The organism is Rhodococcus sp. NPDC079359 (assembly GCF_040702585.1).
Lineage (GTDB): Bacteria > Actinomycetota > Actinomycetes > Mycobacteriales > Mycobacteriaceae > Rhodococcoides.
The window spans coordinates 20,355-38,145 of the sequence record NZ_JBFBLH010000013.1; the positions used below are offsets into that span (position 1 = coordinate 20,355).

General features: G+C 63.6%; 17 protein-coding genes and 2 pseudogenes. 14 read left to right on the forward strand and 5 right to left on the reverse strand.

Annotation, left to right across the window (positions count from 1 at the left end; translation table 11 throughout):
- Nucleotides 1-2 precede the first annotated feature (2 nt).
- Nucleotides 3-360, reverse strand: a pseudogene (locus AB0362_RS23265) (AMP-binding protein); the annotation flags it as partial.
- A gap of 106 nt (nt 361-466) precedes the next feature.
- Here AB0362_RS23265 and AB0362_RS23270 point away from each other — a divergent pair.
- Nucleotides 467-1,219 carry a TetR/AcrR family transcriptional regulator gene (locus AB0362_RS23270; protein WP_068052725.1) on the forward strand — a complete coding sequence of 251 codons (753 nt, stop codon included), beginning with the start codon at nt 467-469 and terminating at the stop codon, nt 1,217-1,219.
- A gap of 31 nt (nt 1,220-1,250) precedes the next feature.
- On the opposite strand, the pseudogene AB0362_RS23275 reads toward AB0362_RS23270, so the two are convergent.
- A pseudogene (locus AB0362_RS23275) lies at nt 1,251-1,766 on the reverse strand (transposase); the annotation flags it as partial.
- A gap of 572 nt (nt 1,767-2,338) precedes the next feature.
- Between AB0362_RS23275 and AB0362_RS23280 the strand changes: the two are divergent.
- Nucleotides 2,339-2,893 carry a PaaI family thioesterase gene (locus AB0362_RS23280; protein WP_027498237.1) on the forward strand — a complete coding sequence of 185 codons (555 nt, stop codon included), beginning with the start codon at nt 2,339-2,341 and terminating at the stop codon, nt 2,891-2,893.
- Between the two features lie 16 nt (nt 2,894-2,909).
- Here the strand turns inward: AB0362_RS23280 and AB0362_RS23285 are convergent, their stop codons facing one another.
- Nucleotides 2,910-4,403, reverse strand: coding sequence for an MFS transporter (locus AB0362_RS23285; protein ID WP_080736373.1), 1,494 nt, complete (start codon nt 4,401-4,403; stop codon nt 2,910-2,912).
- 186 nt (nt 4,404-4,589) lie between these two features.
- Here AB0362_RS23285 and AB0362_RS23290 point away from each other — a divergent pair, with 186 nt between their 5' ends.
- The 6 genes from AB0362_RS23290 (at nt 4,590) to AB0362_RS23315 (ending at nt 11,187) form a co-directional block, all read left to right on the forward strand.
- The gene (locus AB0362_RS23290; RefSeq protein WP_027498235.1) at nt 4,590-5,294 is read left to right on the forward strand and encodes a TetR/AcrR family transcriptional regulator; all 705 of its coding nucleotides are present in this window, start codon (nt 4,590-4,592) and stop codon (nt 5,292-5,294) included.
- A gap of 344 nt (nt 5,295-5,638) precedes the next feature.
- Nucleotides 5,639-6,877 carry an SDR family oxidoreductase gene (locus tag AB0362_RS23295; protein WP_094665723.1) on the forward strand — a complete coding sequence of 413 codons (1,239 nt, stop codon included), beginning with the start codon at nt 5,639-5,641 and terminating at the stop codon, nt 6,875-6,877.
- 1 nt (nt 6,878) lies between these two features.
- Entirely contained in the window at nt 6,879-7,076 is a 198-nt protein-coding gene (locus tag AB0362_RS23300; RefSeq protein WP_027498233.1) for a hypothetical protein, read from the forward strand.
- Nucleotides 7,076-7,816, forward strand: coding sequence for a phosphatidylserine decarboxylase (locus tag AB0362_RS23305; protein WP_068053209.1), 741 nt, complete (start codon nt 7,076-7,078; stop codon nt 7,814-7,816). Before AB0362_RS23300 ends, AB0362_RS23305 begins: the two co-directional genes overlap by 1 nt.
- Complete coding sequence (locus tag AB0362_RS23310; protein WP_317533366.1) at nt 7,813-8,967, forward strand: hypothetical protein; 1,155 nt, start codon at nt 7,813-7,815, stop codon at nt 8,965-8,967. The genes AB0362_RS23305 and AB0362_RS23310 overlap by 4 nt, the downstream gene beginning before the upstream one ends.
- The gene (locus tag AB0362_RS23315; RefSeq protein WP_094665724.1) at nt 8,968-11,187 is read left to right on the forward strand and encodes an MMPL family transporter; all 2,220 of its coding nucleotides are present in this window, start codon (nt 8,968-8,970) and stop codon (nt 11,185-11,187) included. It begins immediately after the preceding gene.
- Here AB0362_RS23315 and AB0362_RS23320 read toward each other — a convergent pair.
- Nucleotides 11,169-11,885: a hypothetical protein gene (locus tag AB0362_RS23320; protein ID WP_027498229.1), complete on the reverse strand. Its 717-nt coding sequence runs from the start codon at nt 11,883-11,885 to the stop codon at nt 11,169-11,171. The genes AB0362_RS23315 and AB0362_RS23320 overlap by 19 nt on opposite strands.
- Nucleotides 11,882-12,415, reverse strand: coding sequence for a sigma-70 family RNA polymerase sigma factor (locus AB0362_RS23325; protein WP_045840763.1), 534 nt, complete (start codon nt 12,413-12,415; stop codon nt 11,882-11,884). The genes AB0362_RS23320 and AB0362_RS23325 overlap by 4 nt, the downstream gene beginning before the upstream one ends.
- A gap of 144 nt (nt 12,416-12,559) precedes the next feature.
- Between AB0362_RS23325 and AB0362_RS23330 the strand changes: the two genes are divergently transcribed.
- The 6 genes from AB0362_RS23330 (at nt 12,560) to AB0362_RS23355 (ending at nt 17,788) form a co-directional block, all read left to right on the forward strand.
- Nucleotides 12,560-13,336: a CHRD domain-containing protein gene (locus AB0362_RS23330; protein WP_027498227.1), complete on the forward strand. Its 777-nt coding sequence runs from the start codon at nt 12,560-12,562 to the stop codon at nt 13,334-13,336.
- Nucleotides 13,337-13,491: 155 nt separating this feature from the next.
- The gene (locus AB0362_RS23335) at nt 13,492-13,968 is read left to right on the forward strand and encodes a class F sortase (protein WP_231893840.1); all 477 of its coding nucleotides are present in this window, start codon (nt 13,492-13,494) and stop codon (nt 13,966-13,968) included.
- 328 nt (nt 13,969-14,296) lie between these two features.
- On the forward strand, nt 14,297-14,878 hold the full coding sequence (rplJ, locus tag AB0362_RS23340) for a 50S ribosomal protein L10 (RefSeq protein WP_008713855.1): 582 nt from the start codon (nt 14,297-14,299) through the stop codon (nt 14,876-14,878).
- A gap of 90 nt (nt 14,879-14,968) precedes the next feature.
- A complete protein-coding gene (gene rplL / locus AB0362_RS23345) occupies nt 14,969-15,355 on the forward strand; it encodes a 50S ribosomal protein L7/L12 (RefSeq protein WP_008713856.1) in 387 nt (128 codons plus the stop codon).
- Between the two features lie 442 nt (nt 15,356-15,797).
- Nucleotides 15,798-16,988 carry an ABC transporter ATP-binding protein gene (locus AB0362_RS23350; RefSeq protein ID WP_094665774.1) on the forward strand — a complete coding sequence of 397 codons (1,191 nt, stop codon included), beginning with the start codon at nt 15,798-15,800 and terminating at the stop codon, nt 16,986-16,988.
- A gap of 5 nt (nt 16,989-16,993) precedes the next feature.
- Entirely contained in the window at nt 16,994-17,788 is a 795-nt protein-coding gene (locus AB0362_RS23355) for an ABC transporter permease (RefSeq protein WP_027498224.1), read from the forward strand.
- The last annotated feature ends 3 nt before the right edge of the window (nt 17,789-17,791 follow it).

The window sequence follows — 17,791 nt, forward strand, 5'->3', positions numbered from 1 at the left end:
ACGATCGTCGACAGGCCGCGCGTGTCCGAGTTGGGAGGGGTCCATCGAGGCGTACAGCATCGATGGCATCGCCACGGTGATCTTTTTTGCGTCGATGGTGCGCAGCACCTCGGCGGATAAAACTTCGGCAGCACCATCATCGGGCCGCCTTTCGTCAGGGTCGGCACGAAGAACGCGGCCCCAGCATGCGACAGCGGGGTGCACATCGAGAATTTGGGGAACCCGGCCATTCTCACTCCGGAGAGTTGAATCTGCGTCATCGTGAACATTGCCGAAGCCTCCGATGGCTCCCTTCGGCTTTCCGGTCGTGCCGCCGGTGTATGTGATCGACACGGTGCGATCCGGCGGACGATCGGCTGCTTGAGGGAGGGTGCCGAACCGCTGCGAGCGAACCGAGAGGTTTCAGCGAACGGCTCTCCAGCCCGACTCGCTTGAGAGGACCCTTCAGGGTATTGTTAACCCCATAATGTCATTCGTCCGCCGCGTTTCATTTACTCCATCTCAGGTGCAGCGTCGAGTGGCCGATGCCCGTAGCACCCGCTGGGATGAGCATAGAGTCGAGGTACGCGCGCAGCTGGTCGACGCGACCATACGGATCATCGAACGGTATGGTGCAGGCGTCAGCATGGACGACATCGCTGCGGAGGCCCGTGTATCTAAACCAAAGCTGTATCGCTACTTTGGCGACAAAGCGGGCTTGAACGCGGCGGTGGCGGCGAAACTCGGTGCGTTGATGTGGGATTCGGCGAAAGTCACTATTCTCGCCGACCAAGATTATCTTTCGGTTGACGACATGGTTCGCTCGTCCGTCCAGAGCTACGTCGCGCTCGTCGGGCAGTATCCCACTGTCGTCAGATTCCTTATGGCGAATCACTTGTTTCAGTACTCCGGATCGGGAAATGGCGGAGTTGCTGACGAACTGAGGTCGGTGATGGAGGTCGTCGCCGATCGGTTCACTGAAAGTCTTCAGCGTGTTCACGCAGATACTTCGGTCATTCCCTTGGCCGTGGCGTCCATTCTGGGTTCTGGTCTATCTGCGACTCAGTGGTGGATCGACAACGGTCGTGAGCAAGGGGTGGATGATACGTTCTTCGCCGCACACCTATCAGAGACGACGTGGGGAATCATCGACGGCGCGGCCGCAACCGTAGGCGTGGCCTTCTCACGCAGTCTGCCATTCAGCCATCCCGGTTTCGCGTCCCGCCACAAAATGGACTGAATCACCCTAGATATCCAATAATTGTAACTTGTCAAGCTGCGTCGGGTTGTTGCGCGGTGCGGTGTGCCCAAGCGGTGTGTTCGTCGTATTCGGTGCAGTGGCGTACGCACCCGTGCAGGAGCCCGACAAGTCTGTTGGCGAGTGCGCGGAGCGCTTGGTGGTGGAGGTCTCCGGTAGCACGGTGTTGTTCGTAGAACGCGCGAGCGGCCGGACTCTGGCTGAGGGCGCAGAACGCCCACCGGTCGATGGCATCGTAGAGCCGCCGGTTGCGGATATGTCGAGCCAGTACGGCCCGCTTCTTGCCCGACGCAACTGTCAGGGGTGACGTACCGGCGTAATTCTTGCGAGACTTGACGTTGGTGTAGCGGTCGACGTCGTCGCTGAATTCACCGAGCCCCGGGCGGCGAGGATGACACCGATTCCTGGCAGGGAGAGGTAGATGGCGGCGTTGTGTGTCAGCGTCCGGGTGTGTTTCAAAATGGCGGGTCAGATCGGCTTCGAGGTCGCCGATCTGACGGTTCAACTCCGCGATCAACGCCAAGAGTGCGCCCGGCATCGCGCTCGACCTGCGCTGCGAACGCCTGCAACCACGAAAGGCGAACGCTACCGATCCCGTTTCTGCGCCCGCTGCGCACTCCGCGACGACCTCCATGCAATCTTGATATTCGATAACGAGGACATCGCGCTGGACGCGCTCCTTCAAGCGTTGGGCGCAACAAATCGACCTCAGAGCGCGGTCATCTTGATGCGAGGCGCGCGGGCCTCGCCTGCCGCCGCGGAGCGGCAGAGATTGGGGTCGTCGCAGCATTCGGCCGAGGCAGGTCGGGTGTGAGATAGTTGCATTCGCGAGATGCCCTTCGTGGTGGCTGGAATGTTCCCTAGACAAGAACTCAGTTACGGGCAGTCCGCAAACGCGGCCTCAGAATAGTCATCTCCAGGTCCGAAATCCTCGCGGCAGATCACTTCTCTCTTTAAAGCTATGTCGGCTTGGTCGATCCTTTAGTGCGGTTCACTTCTGACATAGTGCAGTTTATCTTTCGAAACTAACAGCGGTGCAGGCCGAGCGCACGAAGACGCGACAGACTCGGCACAATGTTTTCACGACAGAGAGGTCCGACCATGAAAAGAATTCCAGACGAGGTCAGCGGGTCGGCCGGCCCCGCTATCGAGAACTGGGCGCGCTCGTTCTGGAGCACGAGTTTCGATTCGCCTGATCTACCGCCCCACCACCCCGACTGTCTTGGTTGTGGGCCGCAGAACCCGCACGGCCATGCCCTGTCGGTCCAGCGTGACGAGAACGGCGTGGTGGCTCACCATGTGTTCGATCAACGTCATGTCGGGGCACCCGGGATAGCACACGGCGGCGCGGTGGCGACCGTTCTCGACGATCTGTTCGGCTTCCTGCTCTACACAGTGGGTGAGCTCGCCGTGACGCGGCGTCTCGAGCTCGACTACCTAGCGCCGGTTCTGCTCGGCACTCCATACGTATTGCGTGCTGCCGTTCGGTCTCGTGATGGGCGCAAACTGGATCTCACGGCCACGATGGACGATGCGCAGGGCCGCTCGGTAGCCACCGCTACTGCCCTGTTCGTGGTGGTCGAGGTCGAACACTTCATGCAGTCCCAAGCCCGAGCCCAACTCCGGGCCACAGACACGAATCACACCGAAGAATAGACACCCTGGCCGACCTTCACCGACGTCCGTCACCCGCGGTGGCTGTCGTACGGCTGCGTCTACCTGGCGCAAAGACGGCGAGGACGAGTGCCCCAGCGGCGGTCAGCGCCGCCAACGACAGCGTCGCCTGACCACTTCCGTGTACGAATGCGGCTCTGGCGAACTCGGCCAGCGGCTGACCAGCTGGTCCTGCGCGGTCGGCGACCTGCAACGCGGCGGCCAGAGAATCGGCCACCGGACCACGGGCAGGCTCGGGTAGCTGGGGCAGAGCCGGCTGAATGTGCTGAACGTAACCGGCCGCGAGCACGCTACCGGCTACCGCAATCCCAATCGCGGCACCGATTTCGCGAGCTGCGTCGTTGACCGCGGCAGCCACCCCGTGCTTGGCCTCAGGAGTGTCCGAGACGATGGCGAAAGTCGCAGGGGCGGTACACAACCCCAAACCCGCACTCATGATGAGCAAGGGCCACAGCAGGTCAGGGTAAGTTGCCGCGACGGTCAATCTGCTCACCATCACCAGTCCCGCCGCGATGGTGAGCAGACCTACAGTGGTCATCACCCGCAGGCCAACAATGTTCGACAGCCAGGGTGCAATCACCGAGATCACGATGAGCGGCACGACCATAGGGGTCAACGCCAACGCGGCGGTGAGCGGTCCATAACCGAGAATCAACTGCAGATACTGCACCAACAGCAAGAACACCCCGAAGGTCACCAGAAATTGGATACAGACCGACAGTGCGCCGGCACCGAAGCCACGGCGGGCGAACAACCGGACATCGAGTAGGGGTGCCGAGGAACGTAGTTCTACGACGACGAACACCACAACTGCGAACAAGCCCACCGCAGTGCTGATGGCGACGAGCGAATCCGACCAGCCACGGGCCGGAACCTCGATCACAGCGAAGACGATCGCCCCGACCGCGACAACTACGGTCACCGCGCCCACCCAATCGACCGGTGGATGCTCCTGCTGGCGGGACTCCGCGATACTGCATGCCAACCCGGCCAGAACCGCTCCGGCGACGGTCAACCCGACGAACACCGAGGTCCACGACCACTGTTCGAGCAGCACACCAGCCCCGAGGATGCCCAGGACCGCCCCGGATCCAGCAACCCCGGCCCACACACCTACAGCGCGGCCGCGATGCGCCGGTGGAAATCCCGCGGTCAGTATCGACAGCGTCGAGGGCATGACCAGCGCCGCACCCGCCCCAGCCAACGCGCGAGCAGCGATCAGCCACGCCGGGTCGGCGAGAAACAAGGGCAAGGCCGACGCGAAAGCGAACAACGCCAACCCCGCCACGAGCACCCCGCGGCGACCGTACCGGTCACCGATCGCACCGGCAGGCAGAACGAAGCACGCCAATACCAGCGTATAACCGTCGACTATCCAGGTCAGTTGAGCTTGCGTCGCCCCTGTCGCGACCGCGATCTGTGGCAACGCTGAATACAATGCCGCCATTGCGGCCACCACCAACGCGACCGCCATGCACGACACAATCAACATCCACCACTGGGCACCGCTCCATCGAGCGACGCTGGCAGAGTCGGATCTACGTTCGTTCAACGGCCAGCCTCCCAGTTAGAGACTGATCGTCTCGGTACGAGACTATTAGTATCATAACTTTGCGGGTGTGACAGAATGGTCAAGCGAGGACATGTTTTGTCAGTCAAAATGGAGCGGAGCCCGTTCATGGTCGACCCTCTCGTTGCAGCCGAGGGTCCGGCCGACCCCCGGCTGGCGCGCTCACGTAACCGGTTGCTCGAAGCGGCGGGCCAGCTGCTGTCCACCGGCGGTGTCGAGGCGGTCACCGTGGAGGCGGTCACCCGCATGTCGAAGGTTGCACGTGCCACTCTGTACCGCCACTTCGGAAGTACCACTGACCTGCTTGCTGCAACCTTCGAGCGACTACTACCCCCAGTCGACACCGATATCGATACCGGTCCGCTACGTGAACGTCTGATTTCGTTGCTCACCACCCAAGCCGACCTCATCGACCAAGCTCCGGTGCAGATGACCACGCTGGCCTGGCTGGCAATGGGACCCGTCAACAGCGGCGACGCCAGCCGGCGCGATCTCGATCCTGGCGCGGTGGTCTCGCTTCGGGCCCGTGTCATAGAGCAATACCGCAGGTCCCTGGATCAGATCCTGACGGCCCCTGACGCTCGCGCTGTACTCGGCGAGATCGACACCACCTTCGCCCTCATTCAGCTCCTCGGACCGATAGTGTTCGCTCGCCTCACAGGACTGCGCCACATCCACGCCGACGACTGCATCCAAATCGTCGACAACTTTCTCGCCGCCCATGCCGCAAGTGTCCGATCGAGCACTTCGCGCGACCACAGCCGTCCACGGCCGGCCGCGACGCTAGACCCGCAGCTCACCGACGGCCAATAAAACTTGATGCGAAATTTCACCATCAATGCGCTATCCAGTCAGGGATCGCAGCGCTCACTGGATACGGCCGGACGTGTGCTCGAGAACTCGGAGTTGCACTGCAGTGCACTTCTGACATCGTGCAGCCGTCTTCTGAAACTGACACGAGGAACGCGAATCGGTCGTAATCTGCTCCAATAATCCGCCCGTTCGACTGTGTTCTGTTGGGAACCCTCTCAACAAAAGTTGAGCAACGCTATGGGGCGTACCAGACTTTCCCGGTCACCCGATCTCGAGCCCTCGAAATTGCTACGTTCTGCCGGTCCGAAGTGACATGGGACACCGATCGTTGCAGGGGAGCGAGAATGCACGTAGAAGCACTGTTCGGAGATGGTTCGTTGCGTCCGGTCTGGCCGCACGCGGATGCACTGATCACCAGCGAATGCCCGGGGCTTCGCTTCGCCGGCAAGTACGCCGACGTCGTCGCTCTGAGCAACGGTGATCCGACCGCGTTGCGGCCGTTCGTCGACGAGGACACCCGACGCCGGGTGGCGAGCATGGCACCGCCGCGCACCGACACGGCGCTGGTGTTCGGAGCCAACGGATTCCTCGGCGCGCACCTGATCGGCCGACTCACTCGTGATTCCGCCGTCGAGGTCGTCTATGCGATGGTGCGCCCCACCGAGGAGGAGACGGCGTTCGAGCGCCTGCAGCGCACCTTCGACCAGTACGAGATCGAGGTCGACGCCGACAAGATTCGCATCGTCGAGGGCACTCCCACGACGTTCCGGTTCGGTCTCGACAAGGCTGCCTACTTCGATCTTGCTGCCGGAGTGGGGCAGATCTTCAATTGCGCCAGCTCGACCGACTACACCGAGAGCTATGCCGATCTGCGCGACGACTGGTTCGTGAGCGTCCTGCGCATTCTCGAATTCAGCATCACCTCCACGCGTAAGCACCTCACCTACGTGGGCAGCATCGGAGCTCACCTCTACCAGAAGCCCGAGGATTTTCGCCGCCCGGATTCGTGGTGGTACTCGGGCTACGCGCAGATGAAGTGGGTCAACGCAACGCTTCTCGGGTGGCTCTCGATGTCGGACACCTACTCCGTCACCCTGTGCGAGGCCCCCTACATTCTCGGAAGTACCGAACTCGGCCGTGATCCCGGACGGGTGTACAGCTTCTGGCGCATCATCGAACTGGCCATCGCCGCCGGTGCCATCTGGGACGGCCCGGGAATGAACTACGTTCCGGTGGACGTGATGTGCGACGTCATGGCCGGCAATGCGCTGCGCAGTCACCCGTTGACGCGGCTCCTACCGAGCAACCCCACCGGTTACGGCCACGACCTCTACGCCGAGCTGCTCGGACTCGACCTGGTGAGCTGGGACGAGTTCAAAGAGCGCGTCAGTTCGCGCATTTCGCCTCGATTTGCCGAGACGATGCTGGCCGACAACATCGATCAGCTGATGCGCCTGGTGCACAAGCCCGAGGCGATACTCCCACTCGACCACGACATCTCGTGGTGCGACCACCGCCGACTGTTCGAGCTCTATTTCGAGAAAGCACAGCTCAAGACGCTCACGCCCGCCGCCGTCAACTGACGTGGCAGACGGATTCGAGCCCACCTCGGTGCGCCTACGGGACGTACCCATCGGCCGCGAGGTGACCAACGGCGTTCTCTCGCTCGGCTTCTACGTGGTGTGTGGGCTGATCGGACTGCTGCCCGGCCCGGTGCGGAACTGGGCAGCGGATGCCTTCGTGACCTGGTCGGAGAGCGTCGACGAACAGCGGCACAGCTGATGTCGTGGTGTCGGTGGGCCCTCGGCCTCGCTGCCGCGACGGCAGCTCCGTTCGCGCTGTTCGTCTACTGGCGAACCCGGTTCTTCTTTCGCGATCCGCATCGAGTACCGCCCGCCGATCCGCGAGCGGTACTGGCTCCTGCGGACGGCTTCGTCACGTACGTCAAACGAGTGGAGGCAGGCAGTACCGCGTTCGCAGTCAAGAAGGGGCGAACCATTGCCCTCGACGAGATCGCCGGCGTCGCCGAAGCCGACAGCGGGTACCTCATCGGCATCTACATGTCCGAATACTCGGTACACCGCAATCGAATTCCGATCTCGGGCATCGTCAGGATGCGCCGACACCGATCTGCGGCACCGTTCAACAAGTCGATGGCCCGGGTCGGGGCCAATCTGCTGACGCGGCGAACTCCCTACGACGTGGGCTGCGACTACCTGCTCACCAACGAACGACTCACCGTGTCGATCGAGCACGCGTGCGGAGCCGTGGTGACGGTGACGCAGATAGCCGACCTGTGGGTCAATCGCATCGTTGCGCACATCGCGGTGGGCGACACCGTCGAGCGCGGCGAGCAGTACGGAATGATCCGCTTCGGTTCTCAGTGCGACGTGTTCGTGCCCGACGCACTCGTCGACGAGATCACTGTCCGGCCAGGCAATTACGTGTTCGCCGGCGAGACGACGGTGGTGCGTTCACCGATCCTCGTCGACGGCAGACAACCGAGCGAAGAGGAACGATGATCACGATCGAAGAGGTCGACGGCAAAGCCGGTTGGCGTGAATTCGAGTCCGTCTCGGACCTGGTCTACCAGGGCGATCCGTACCGCCTACCCGACGAGTCGATGGACCTGGGCCGAATTCTCATCGCACCGCCGCCCTCGGTTGCCGCCACCCGCGTCACGAAAGCATTTCTGGCTCGCGAGAACGGGATTGCCGTCGGTCGCGTCGTGGCCATCCACGATCTGTCGTTCACCGAGTACACGGGGGAGCCGATCGGCTTCTTCGGCTTCTACGAGGCGGTCGACGATCACGACGTCGCCGAAGCGCTGCTCGACGCTGCGGCGCACTGGCTTTCGGCGCGCAGGCTCGCGACGATTTCCGGGCCCTTCGGTCCGTCGATGTTCTACAGCGCAGGCATCGTCGTCGACGAGGTCCCGGCGCTGCCCCTGGTGGGGATGCCGCACAATCCGCTCTACTACGCGGCCCACTTCGAGAAGTGGGGTCTGATGGCGGTCAAGGACTTCTACAGTTACCTTTTCGACGACCCGTGCATCATCTACAACGACCCCAAATACGCGCGGCACATGCAGATCTTCGAGAAGATCAAGGCGCGATCCGAGGTGACGTTCCGGTCGATGAAATACCGGACGTTGCGACGCGACGCGAGCATCGTGCGGGATCTCTACAACAAGACGTTCGTGAACTTCTGGGGCTTCTCGCCGCTGTCCTACACGGAACTGTTCGAGTTGCTGAAGATGATGCTTCCGGTCATCGATCGTCGGCTCACCCTGCTGGCCGAACTCGACGGCAAGCCCGTCGGCTTTCTGATGGGAATCCCGGACGTCAATCAGGCCGCCGCGAAGGCGTCGCACCTGAAGTCGCGCTGGGCACGAGACCTGGTGACGCTGTGGCACGTCAAGCGTCCGGGTCGCACGGAGGTCATCGACGGAGTGCGGGTGGACATGCTGTTCGTCGATCCGGATTGCCCCGATCGAGCCGTGTCCTCTCTGCTGATCATGGAGATGTCGGTGCGTATGCGCGATCTCGGGTTCACGCGCGTCGAAGCGGCTCCCGTGCTCGACGACAGTCCGTGGATGAAGGGCTCGGTCCTGTCCCGGACGAAACTCGCTCCGCACCGCACGTACCGCATCTTCAGCCGGGAGTTGACGTAGATGACCGACACGATCTCGCGAATCGACCCGCAGGTGAGCTGCGGAAACATCGGCGACCGGTGGGGTCGACTGGTCGCGCGGCGACGCTGGGTGGTGCTGGCGATCTGGACGCTGCTGGCGGTGGGATCCGCGATTCTGTACCCAGCGCTGCAGAACTCCCTGGTGGGGGCCAACTTCTCCGTTCCCGGAACCGAATCCAGCCGCGCCGACCAACTGGTCGAGCAGCATTTCGCGTCCTTCGGCTCGGAACAGCTCGTCGTCACGTTCACCTCGGATTCGGTGGACAGCCGGAACCCGGCCTTTCGCGCACGGGTGGCCGAGGTCGTCTCGTCACTGAGGCAGTCACCGGACGTACTGCGTGTCGTCGACCCCTACGAGAGCGCAGGATTCGTCCCGACGATCTCCGACGACGGGACCTCGGCGCTCGCATTCGTCGGCATCGGCGGAGAGGCCAGCGATCGGATCGCAGTGGCCGAACGCGTGCAGGAGATGATCGGCGGTGCGTCCGGTGATGGCGTCGAGGTGGCGGTGACGGGCTACTCGCCGATGACCGTCGATCTCACCCGCGTCGAATCCGAGGACGCCGTGCGGGCCGAGAGCATCGGTCTGCCCATCGCTTTCGTGGTGCTGGTTCTGGCGCTGGGTTCCGTGGTCGCGGGCATCGTGCCGCTGGTCACCACCGGAATCGGAGTGCTGGCGGCGTTCGGCATGTTCGCGTTGCTGTCCAACGTGATGACCTTCGATGTTCTCGTCACCACGGTGGCGGCGATGTTCGGTCTGGGTCTGGGAATCGACTACGCACTCTTCATCGTCAGTCGGTTCCGGGAGGAGATCGGGCGGGCCGGACCCGGTGAAGATTCGGACAGGACCGAGCGCGCGGTGGGGGCGGCCATGGGCACCGCCGGACACATCATCGTCATCTCCGGTCTGGTCGTGTTGATCGCACTCGGAGCCCTCGCGATCGTCGATGTCCCTGCGGTGCAGAGCATCTCGTTGGTCGTCGCGCTCACCATCGCCACCGTCGTCGTGGTCGCGTGGACCCTGCTGCCGGCACTTCTCGCGGTGCTGGGAACGCGCATCGGGGCCTGGTCGCTGCCGCGACGATTCCAACCTCCCTCGGTCGACGAGCACGACGCCGCAGTTCCCACGTGGTGGTCGCGGTGGGCGCAGCACGTCATCGAGCGCCCCTGGCGTTACACGGTCGCATCCGCCGCCGTCCTCATCGTCTGCCTGGTTCCCATCGGTTCGATCTCGTACGGGGTCGATCTCGGTGCCGAGGCGCTGAGCGCGGAACCGTCCGGACGAGCCAACACGGTCCTGACCGAGAAGTTCGCGCCCGGCACCATCTCGCCCATCACCATCGTGTTCACCGGCGAGGACGACAGTCCATTGGGACCGCAGCAGATCGCCACGGTCGACGCGTTCGCGAACTCCGTGCGCGGAGACGATCGCGTCGCCTACGCGTTGGCGCAACCCGAGGGCGGCCGGTCGTTGCTGATCGTGGTCCCGTCGGTCCCGATCGACTCGACGGAGGCCGCCGACCTCGTCGAAACCCTGCGTTCTCAGGCAGTTCTCGCCGGTGACGTGGACGGCACCAGCGTGTCCGTGGGCGGTACCACCGCGCTGGTGGTCGACGCATCCGAGGAGATCTCCGGCAAGTTCGTCTGGGTCGTCGCCGCGGTACTGGCCTTTTCTCTCTGTTACTTGGCCGTCGTGTTTCGCAGCGTGGTGATCCCGCTCAAGGCCGTCGCCATGAACCTGCTGGTCACCGGGGCAGCGCTGGGTGCCACCGTCGCCGTCTTCCAATGGGGTTGGGGTTCGAGCATTCTCGGCTTCGAGAGCCCGGGTTACATCCAGGTGTATCTACCGGTGACGGTGTTCGCCGTGGTCTTCGGTCTGTCGATGGACTACGAGGTGTTCCTCATCGGCCGTATGCGAGAAGTGTTCGTGCGGGGAGCGAGCAACGACGTCGCCGTCGTCGACGGCATCGAACACACCGCCAGGCCGATCACCGCCGCCGCCGCAATCATGATCGCCGTGTTCGCCAGCTTCCTCACCGCAGACGTGCTCGAGCTCAAACAGTTCGGCTTCGCTCTTGCCATCGCGGTGCTGTTCGACGCCGTGCTGGTGCGCATGATGCTGGTGCCGGCGATGATGAAGCTCTTCGGCGAGCGCAACTGGTGGCCCGGTACGCGGAATCGTCAGGTGGTCGGCAACTGAGCCGACGCCAGCAGCGAGCCGTCCGCGCCGCGGATCTCGATCTCGGTGACGTCGCCGCGAAGTACCGCCGCGTTCATGCGGCATTCGATGGTGACGTCGCTACCGAGAAACGTGCCGGACGGGAGTTCGGTGCCCCACCGATCGACGAGGACGACCTCGTACGGGCCTCGATCGGACACGCCGTCCATGTCGAGGAACGTCTCGGTGCCCCACGTGTGCGCAACGAGGCCGCCCTCGATGTCCACGCTCGGCATGCTCGTGGTGAAAGCGACCTGCTCGTAGGCACCCAGGGTTCCCGGAGGTCCGGTGATCGCGGCCGGTGGATCCTCGGGTTGCGGTCGAGAGGCGTCGATACCGAGCACGACGCCGCTGCCGACGACCAGCCCCGCGATCGCGGCGGCGGCCGCCAGGCCGGCCGATCTGCGCGGTCCACGTGTCCGCTGGGGTGGCCACGCAGAGCCGGGTGACGTACCCAGAACTCGGGCGCGGAGGTCGGGTGACGTCGATGCTTCGAGCCACGGTTCGGTCGGACCGCGACGACCGAGAGTCCCGGTCAGCGCGCGCAGTTCGGCGATGTCCCTGTCGACGGTGGGATCGGATGCTGCGAGCTCGCGTAGCTCGGCGGCCTCGGTGTCGTCGAGGTCGTCGCCGACGGCAGCGGCGATCAGTTCGGCTCGGCGATCGTCTCGGGCGTTCATGCTTCCTCCTGTCCGTCGAGATGGTCTCGCAGCGCCCTCAGTGCGTAGAAGGCGCGAGTGCGCAATGTTCGTACGGCAACGCCCGTCGACTCGGACAGTTCCGCATAGGTGGTTCCCGCCAGGTGCACCGCAACGACGACCTGCCGATGATCGGGAGAGAGAAGGGCGAGCGCGGCGATGATGCGCAGTCGCTCGTCCACGTCGGGACTGGTGTCACGCGAGATCGCGACCGATCGTCGGTCGAGGTCCTCGATCCTTTCCGACGCCGGCTTCGGCATTCTGCTCAGAGACCGTTGGACGTCGACGATCACATTGCGCTCGATGGCGAACAGCCAGGTACGCAGCGCTCCTCGGCTGGGCTCGAATCGGGACCGGGCCCGCCATGCGCGAAGGAACGTCTCCTGGACGCAGTCCTCGGCAAGCGCTCGGTCGCGCAGTGCGTTGACGGCGAAACCGAGCATGGCCGACGCATGCTCGTCGTACGCGGCAGCGACGTCGAAGTGCAGTTCGATCACGCTCCCGATGCTCATGACAGTGACTACGTCGACGGACCCCCGGACGTTCATATCCGAGACTGGAGTATTTCTTTACCGAATTTTGAACATCGTGGCATCGACCGTCGTACACCTCTGCACGGGCTCGCCTGCCCGATGCTCCCACGGAAGGCCCACGAGATGACCAGACGCTCGATCACCCGCCCGACCATGTCCGTCCGCGGCACCGCCACCGCAGTCGTCGGCGGCACGGCCGCTGCACTGATGCTGTTCACCGCGGCCCCGGCCGGTGCCGATACCCCCGTTGCCGAACCGGACTCGTTCACCAGCGCGTTCACCGCGATGGCAACTCCCGACCAGGTGGTGAACGGCGACGGTGTCGCCACTCCGGGCCAGCCGGGCGCGACGGGCACGTTCACGCTGCGCATCAATTCCGATCTCGACATCGTCTGCTACGACATCGCGCTCGACGGCGTCACCGGCGATTACATGAGCCCGGCCAAGACCGCCACGCACATTCACGAGGCGGCGGCGGGTGCTGCGGGACCTCCGCGTCTGGCGTTCCCGAACCCGACGCCGATCGGTGACGGCCCACGTTCGAGCACCGGCTGCATGCAGGGACCGTTCACCACCGGCCTGACGCCGGCCGGTGCCGACGCCGACAGTGGAACCGGATTCACGCTGGACCAGATCGAAGCAAATCCGGCGGGCTTCGCGGCCGACACCCACACCGTCGACTTCGTGGCCGGAGCGGTACGCGGACAGCTGACGCAGATTCCGGTCGGCTCCGTCGCCACCGGAGGTGGCGGTTCGGCTCTGGCCGCGGCGTCCGATTCGGCCTCCAGTAATGCGGTGCCCGTCGTCGGCGCGGTTGCCCTCGGCGCAGTAGTCCTGGGTGCAACGGCGATCGCGGGAGTGACGTTGGTTGCTCGCCGCAGCGGAACGGCACGCAGCTGAGATCTCGGCTCCTGGTTGCTGTTACGGCAGTGGTGGTGGTGACGGGCTGTACGTCCGCACCGCCGCCATCTGCCGCACCATCACCACCTGCCGCACCAACACCTACCTCGGTACCACCTGCCGCACCAGCGACCGAGTCCTCGACCGCTGGAGATTTGCCGGGACCGGGCCCGACGGCGGATTTCGCGGCGCAGGCACCGACCCGGCTCAGCGTCGAGGCCATCGACCTCGACGAGCCGTTGATCGGCCTCCATCTCACCGAGAACGGCGAGATGGAGGTGCCGAGCGACTACGACGACGTCGGGTGGTTCACCGGCGGCGGCAGACCGGGCGTGATCGGTAGTCCTACCGTGCTGGCCGGGCACGTGGATTCCACGACCGGTCCCGCAGTGTTCGATCGGTTGTCGGAGCTTCGACCGGGAGATGTCGTGACGGTGGGGGACGGGACGGGTGGTCGAGTCGACTACCGCATCGATCGGGTCGGCGACTACGGCAAAGTGGAGTTCCCGACGGTGCAGGTCTTCGGGGCGGTGCCCACCGACGAGATCAGGCTGATCACGTGCTCGGGCGACTTCGACGCCTCGGTGGGCAGTTACGAGCGCAACCTCGTCGTCTACGGAGTGCGGCAATAGCCCAGCGTTTTGGAGTTGACGCGGAGGATGTTGTAACCTGAACAACGGTTCGGATCACGAGTGCTCGCACTCCGGTCCAGACCGCCCAATCAAGTTCTACCCAAGACCGTTGGTCACCGCCTTCTCGAAGGATTCACTTCCGGGAGTTGCGCGGTTGAAGGTCCGAGATCGTGTCGGACGGCCCACGCAGGAGAACGAGGTAGGGAACCTGTCTGCAGTCCTCGCGACTGCCTGCTCGTTCACGCCCCGTGTGCTTCTTGCGCCGGGGCGTTCGTCGTTTTCCGGCCCTCTCGCGATCGACACAACTTCCCACGAGAGGAGGCGAAGTATGGCAAAGCCCGAAAAGGTCTCAGCAGTATCGGAGATCACCGAACAGTTCAAGGGTTCGACGGCTGCCGTCGTCACGGAATACCGTGGCCTGTCGGTGTCCGGTCTGACTCAGCTCCGGCGTGCGCTCGGCGAAGGTGCCACGTACTCCGTCGCCAAGAACACCCTGGTCAAGCGCGCAGCGGCCGAGGCAGGTATTACCGGCCTCGACGAGTTGTTCGTCGGACCGACCGCCATTGCATTCATCAAGGGCGAGCCGGTCGACGCAGCGAAGGCCATCAAGGCCTTCGCGAAGGACAACAAGGCCTTGATCGTCAAGGGCGGCTACATGGACGGCGCAACGCTGTCCGTGGAAGAGATCAACAAGATCGCAGACCTCGAGTCGCGCGAAATCCTGTTGGCCAAGCTCGCCGGCGCCATGAAGGGCAACTTGTCGAAGGCTGCAGGCCTGTTCAACGCTCCCGCATCGCAGTTCGCGCGTCTGGCGTTCGCGTTGCAGGAGAAGAAGGCTGCCGGCGCACCCGCCGCAGCCGAGGCACCTGCAGAAACAGAAGCACCGGCGGAAGCTCCCGCCGAAAGCTGATCCGCTGGTATTGGCGTACAGCTCAGCTCCACACCATCAACACCATGCCGCGGATCAGCGGTTAGGTACTTACAGGAAGGACCCGCCACCATGGCGAAGCTCAGCACCGAAGAATTGCTCGACCAGTTCAAGGAGCTCACTCTCCTCGAGCTCAGCGAGTTCGTGAAGGCATTCGAGGAGACCTTCGAGGTCACCGCAGCTGCCCCCGTCGCCGTTGCTGCTGCAGGCGGCGGCGCAGCCCCCGCCGAGGCTGCTGAAGAGCAGGACGAGTTCGACGTCGTCCTCGAGTCGGCCGGCGACAAGAAGATCCAGGTCATCAAGGTCGTCCGTGAGGTCGTTTCCGGCCTGGGCCTGAAGGAAGCCAAGGATCTCGTCGAGAGCGCTCCGAAGGCAATTCTGGAGAAGGTTGCCAAGGACGCAGCCGACGCCGCCAAGGAGAAGCTGGAAGCTGCCGGCGCGAAGATCTCCGTCAAGTAGGACCGCTTCGTTGCAGTCGTGCTTCGTGCTCTGAACGCACGAGCGCAAGAAGGGCCGTTCCCACCTCGGTGGGACGGCCCTTCTTCTGTTCTCGGACACCGCACGGGGTGCACCGTTGTGATCGATCACGGACTCCTGCAAATCGCGTGACACCGGCCTTGTGCCCCTGTTTACTCGGTTTCGCCGAAGTCCAAAGCATTCCGAAGGGTTTCGGCGGTCATTGTTTGTGGCGTGTCACAGCTTTGTGACGCAGGGACTTGTCACAGTTCTGGCGAGTCGCCGACCGTGTCGCGTGAGATGAGCCACACTGATGCAAGCTCTACAGCCTGACTCGGGGAAGTTCTTACTGGGCGGTAAGCTCCCGTGTCGGTGCGGACACGTGCATGGGATACAGTGACACAACCCACATCCGGGTCGATGTGTACGAATTGTGGAGGTCAGCGTGGGAGTCGAGGTTTCGGTCGAGGGATTGACCAAGTCTTTCGGGGTACAGAAGATCTGGCAGGACGTGACGTTGACCCTGCCGAAGGGTGAGGTCAGTGCGCTCCTCGGTCCTTCCGGTACCGGCAAGTCGGTCTTCCTGAAGTCCTTGATCGGCCTCCTGCGTCCCGAACAGGGCAAGATATTCATCGACGGAACCGACATCCTGCAGTGCTCCTCCCGTGAGCTCTACGAGATCAGGAAGCTCTTCGGGGTGCTGTTCCAGGACGGCGCACTGTTCGGCTCGATGAACCTCTACGACAATGTCGCGTTCCCGCTCCGCGAGCACACGAAGAAGTCCGAGTCCGACATCCGCAAGATCGTCATGGAGAAGTTGGAACTGACGGGTCTGCTCGGTGCCGAGGACAAGCTGCCCGGCGAGATCTCCGGCGGTATGCGTAAGCGCGCCGGTCTCGCCCGCGCTCTGGTTCTCGATCCCGAGATCATCCTGGTCGACGAGCCGGACTCCGGCCTCGATCCCGTTCGCACTACGTACATCTCGCAGACCCTGATCGACATCAACGCCGAGATCGACGCCACGATCCTGATCGTGTCGCACAACATCAACCTCGCTCGGACGGTGCCCGACAACATCGGCATGCTCTTCCGTCGCCAGCTGGTCATGTTCGGCCCCCGCGAGGTGCTCCTGACGAGCGACGAGCCGGTAGTCAAGCAGTTCCTCAACGGAACGATGATCGGTCCGATCGGCATGTCGGAGGAGAAGGACGAGGCGCAGATGGCGCAGGAGCAGGCCATGGTCGACGCCGGCCACCACGCCGGCGGCGTCGACGACGTCGAAGGCATCGTGCCGCAGATGAAGGCCACTCCCGGAACTCCGGTGCGCGAAGCCGTCGGGCGTAGGCAGGAGCGCGTCCGCCAGATCATGCACACCCTGCCGCACAATGCCCAGGTTGCGATCCAGGAAAGCCTCGACACCACCGACCCGGGTCAGCGTTACCCCGCGTATGCAGACCAGCAGCAGGGTTACGACCAGCAGGGTTACGACCAGCAGGGATACGACCACCAGGGTTACGACCACCAGGGTTACGACCACCAGGGTTACGACCAGCAGAGTTACGACCAGCAGAGTTACAGCGGGCAAGGTCATGATCAGCAGGGCTACCAAGCTCCAACACAAGGTCGGGGTCAATAGCAGACATGGGGGGATCGAAGAAGTCCACGTTCGCTCCGGCGAGCGCCGCTCTGACACAAGCCGGCAATATCGTCGAACTGTTCGTCGAGGTGGTTCGCAACACCTTCCGTAGGCCGTTCCAGTTCCGCGAGTTCATCGAGCAGGCCTGGTTCATCGCCAGCGTCACGATTCTGCCGACGGCGCTCGTCGCCATTCCGTTCGGCGCGGTCGTGGCGCTGCAGACCGGATCGCTCATCAAGCAGCTCGGTGCCGAGTCGTTCACGGGTGCGGCCAGCGTGCTCGCGGTCATCCAGCAGGGCAGTCCGATCGTGACCGCACTGCTGGTGGCCGGCGCTGCCGGTTCTGCTGTGACTGCAGACCTCGGCTCGCGCACCATCCGCGAGGAGATCGACGCCATGCGAGTGCTGGGTATCGACCCGGTACATCGTCTCGTCGTTCCCCGAGTGCTCGCGATGATCCTCGTCGCACTTTTGCTCAACGGCCTGGTCTCGGTCGTCGGCATCGCCGGCGGTTACTTCTTCAACGTGATCCTTCAGGGCGGCACCCCCGGTGCATATCTGGCGTCGTTCTCGTTTTTGGCCCAGCTGCCGGATCTGTATGTCGCCGAGGCGAAAGCAGCAATCTTCGGACTCATCGCGGGCATCATCGCCTCCTACAAGGGCCTCAATCCCAACCCCGGACCCAAGGGCGTCGGCGAGGCAGTGAACCAGACGGTTGTCATCACGTTCCTGCTGCTCTTCTTCGCCAACCTCATCCTGACCCTGGTCTATCTCCAGGTCGTCCCAGCGAAGGGAGCGTAACCG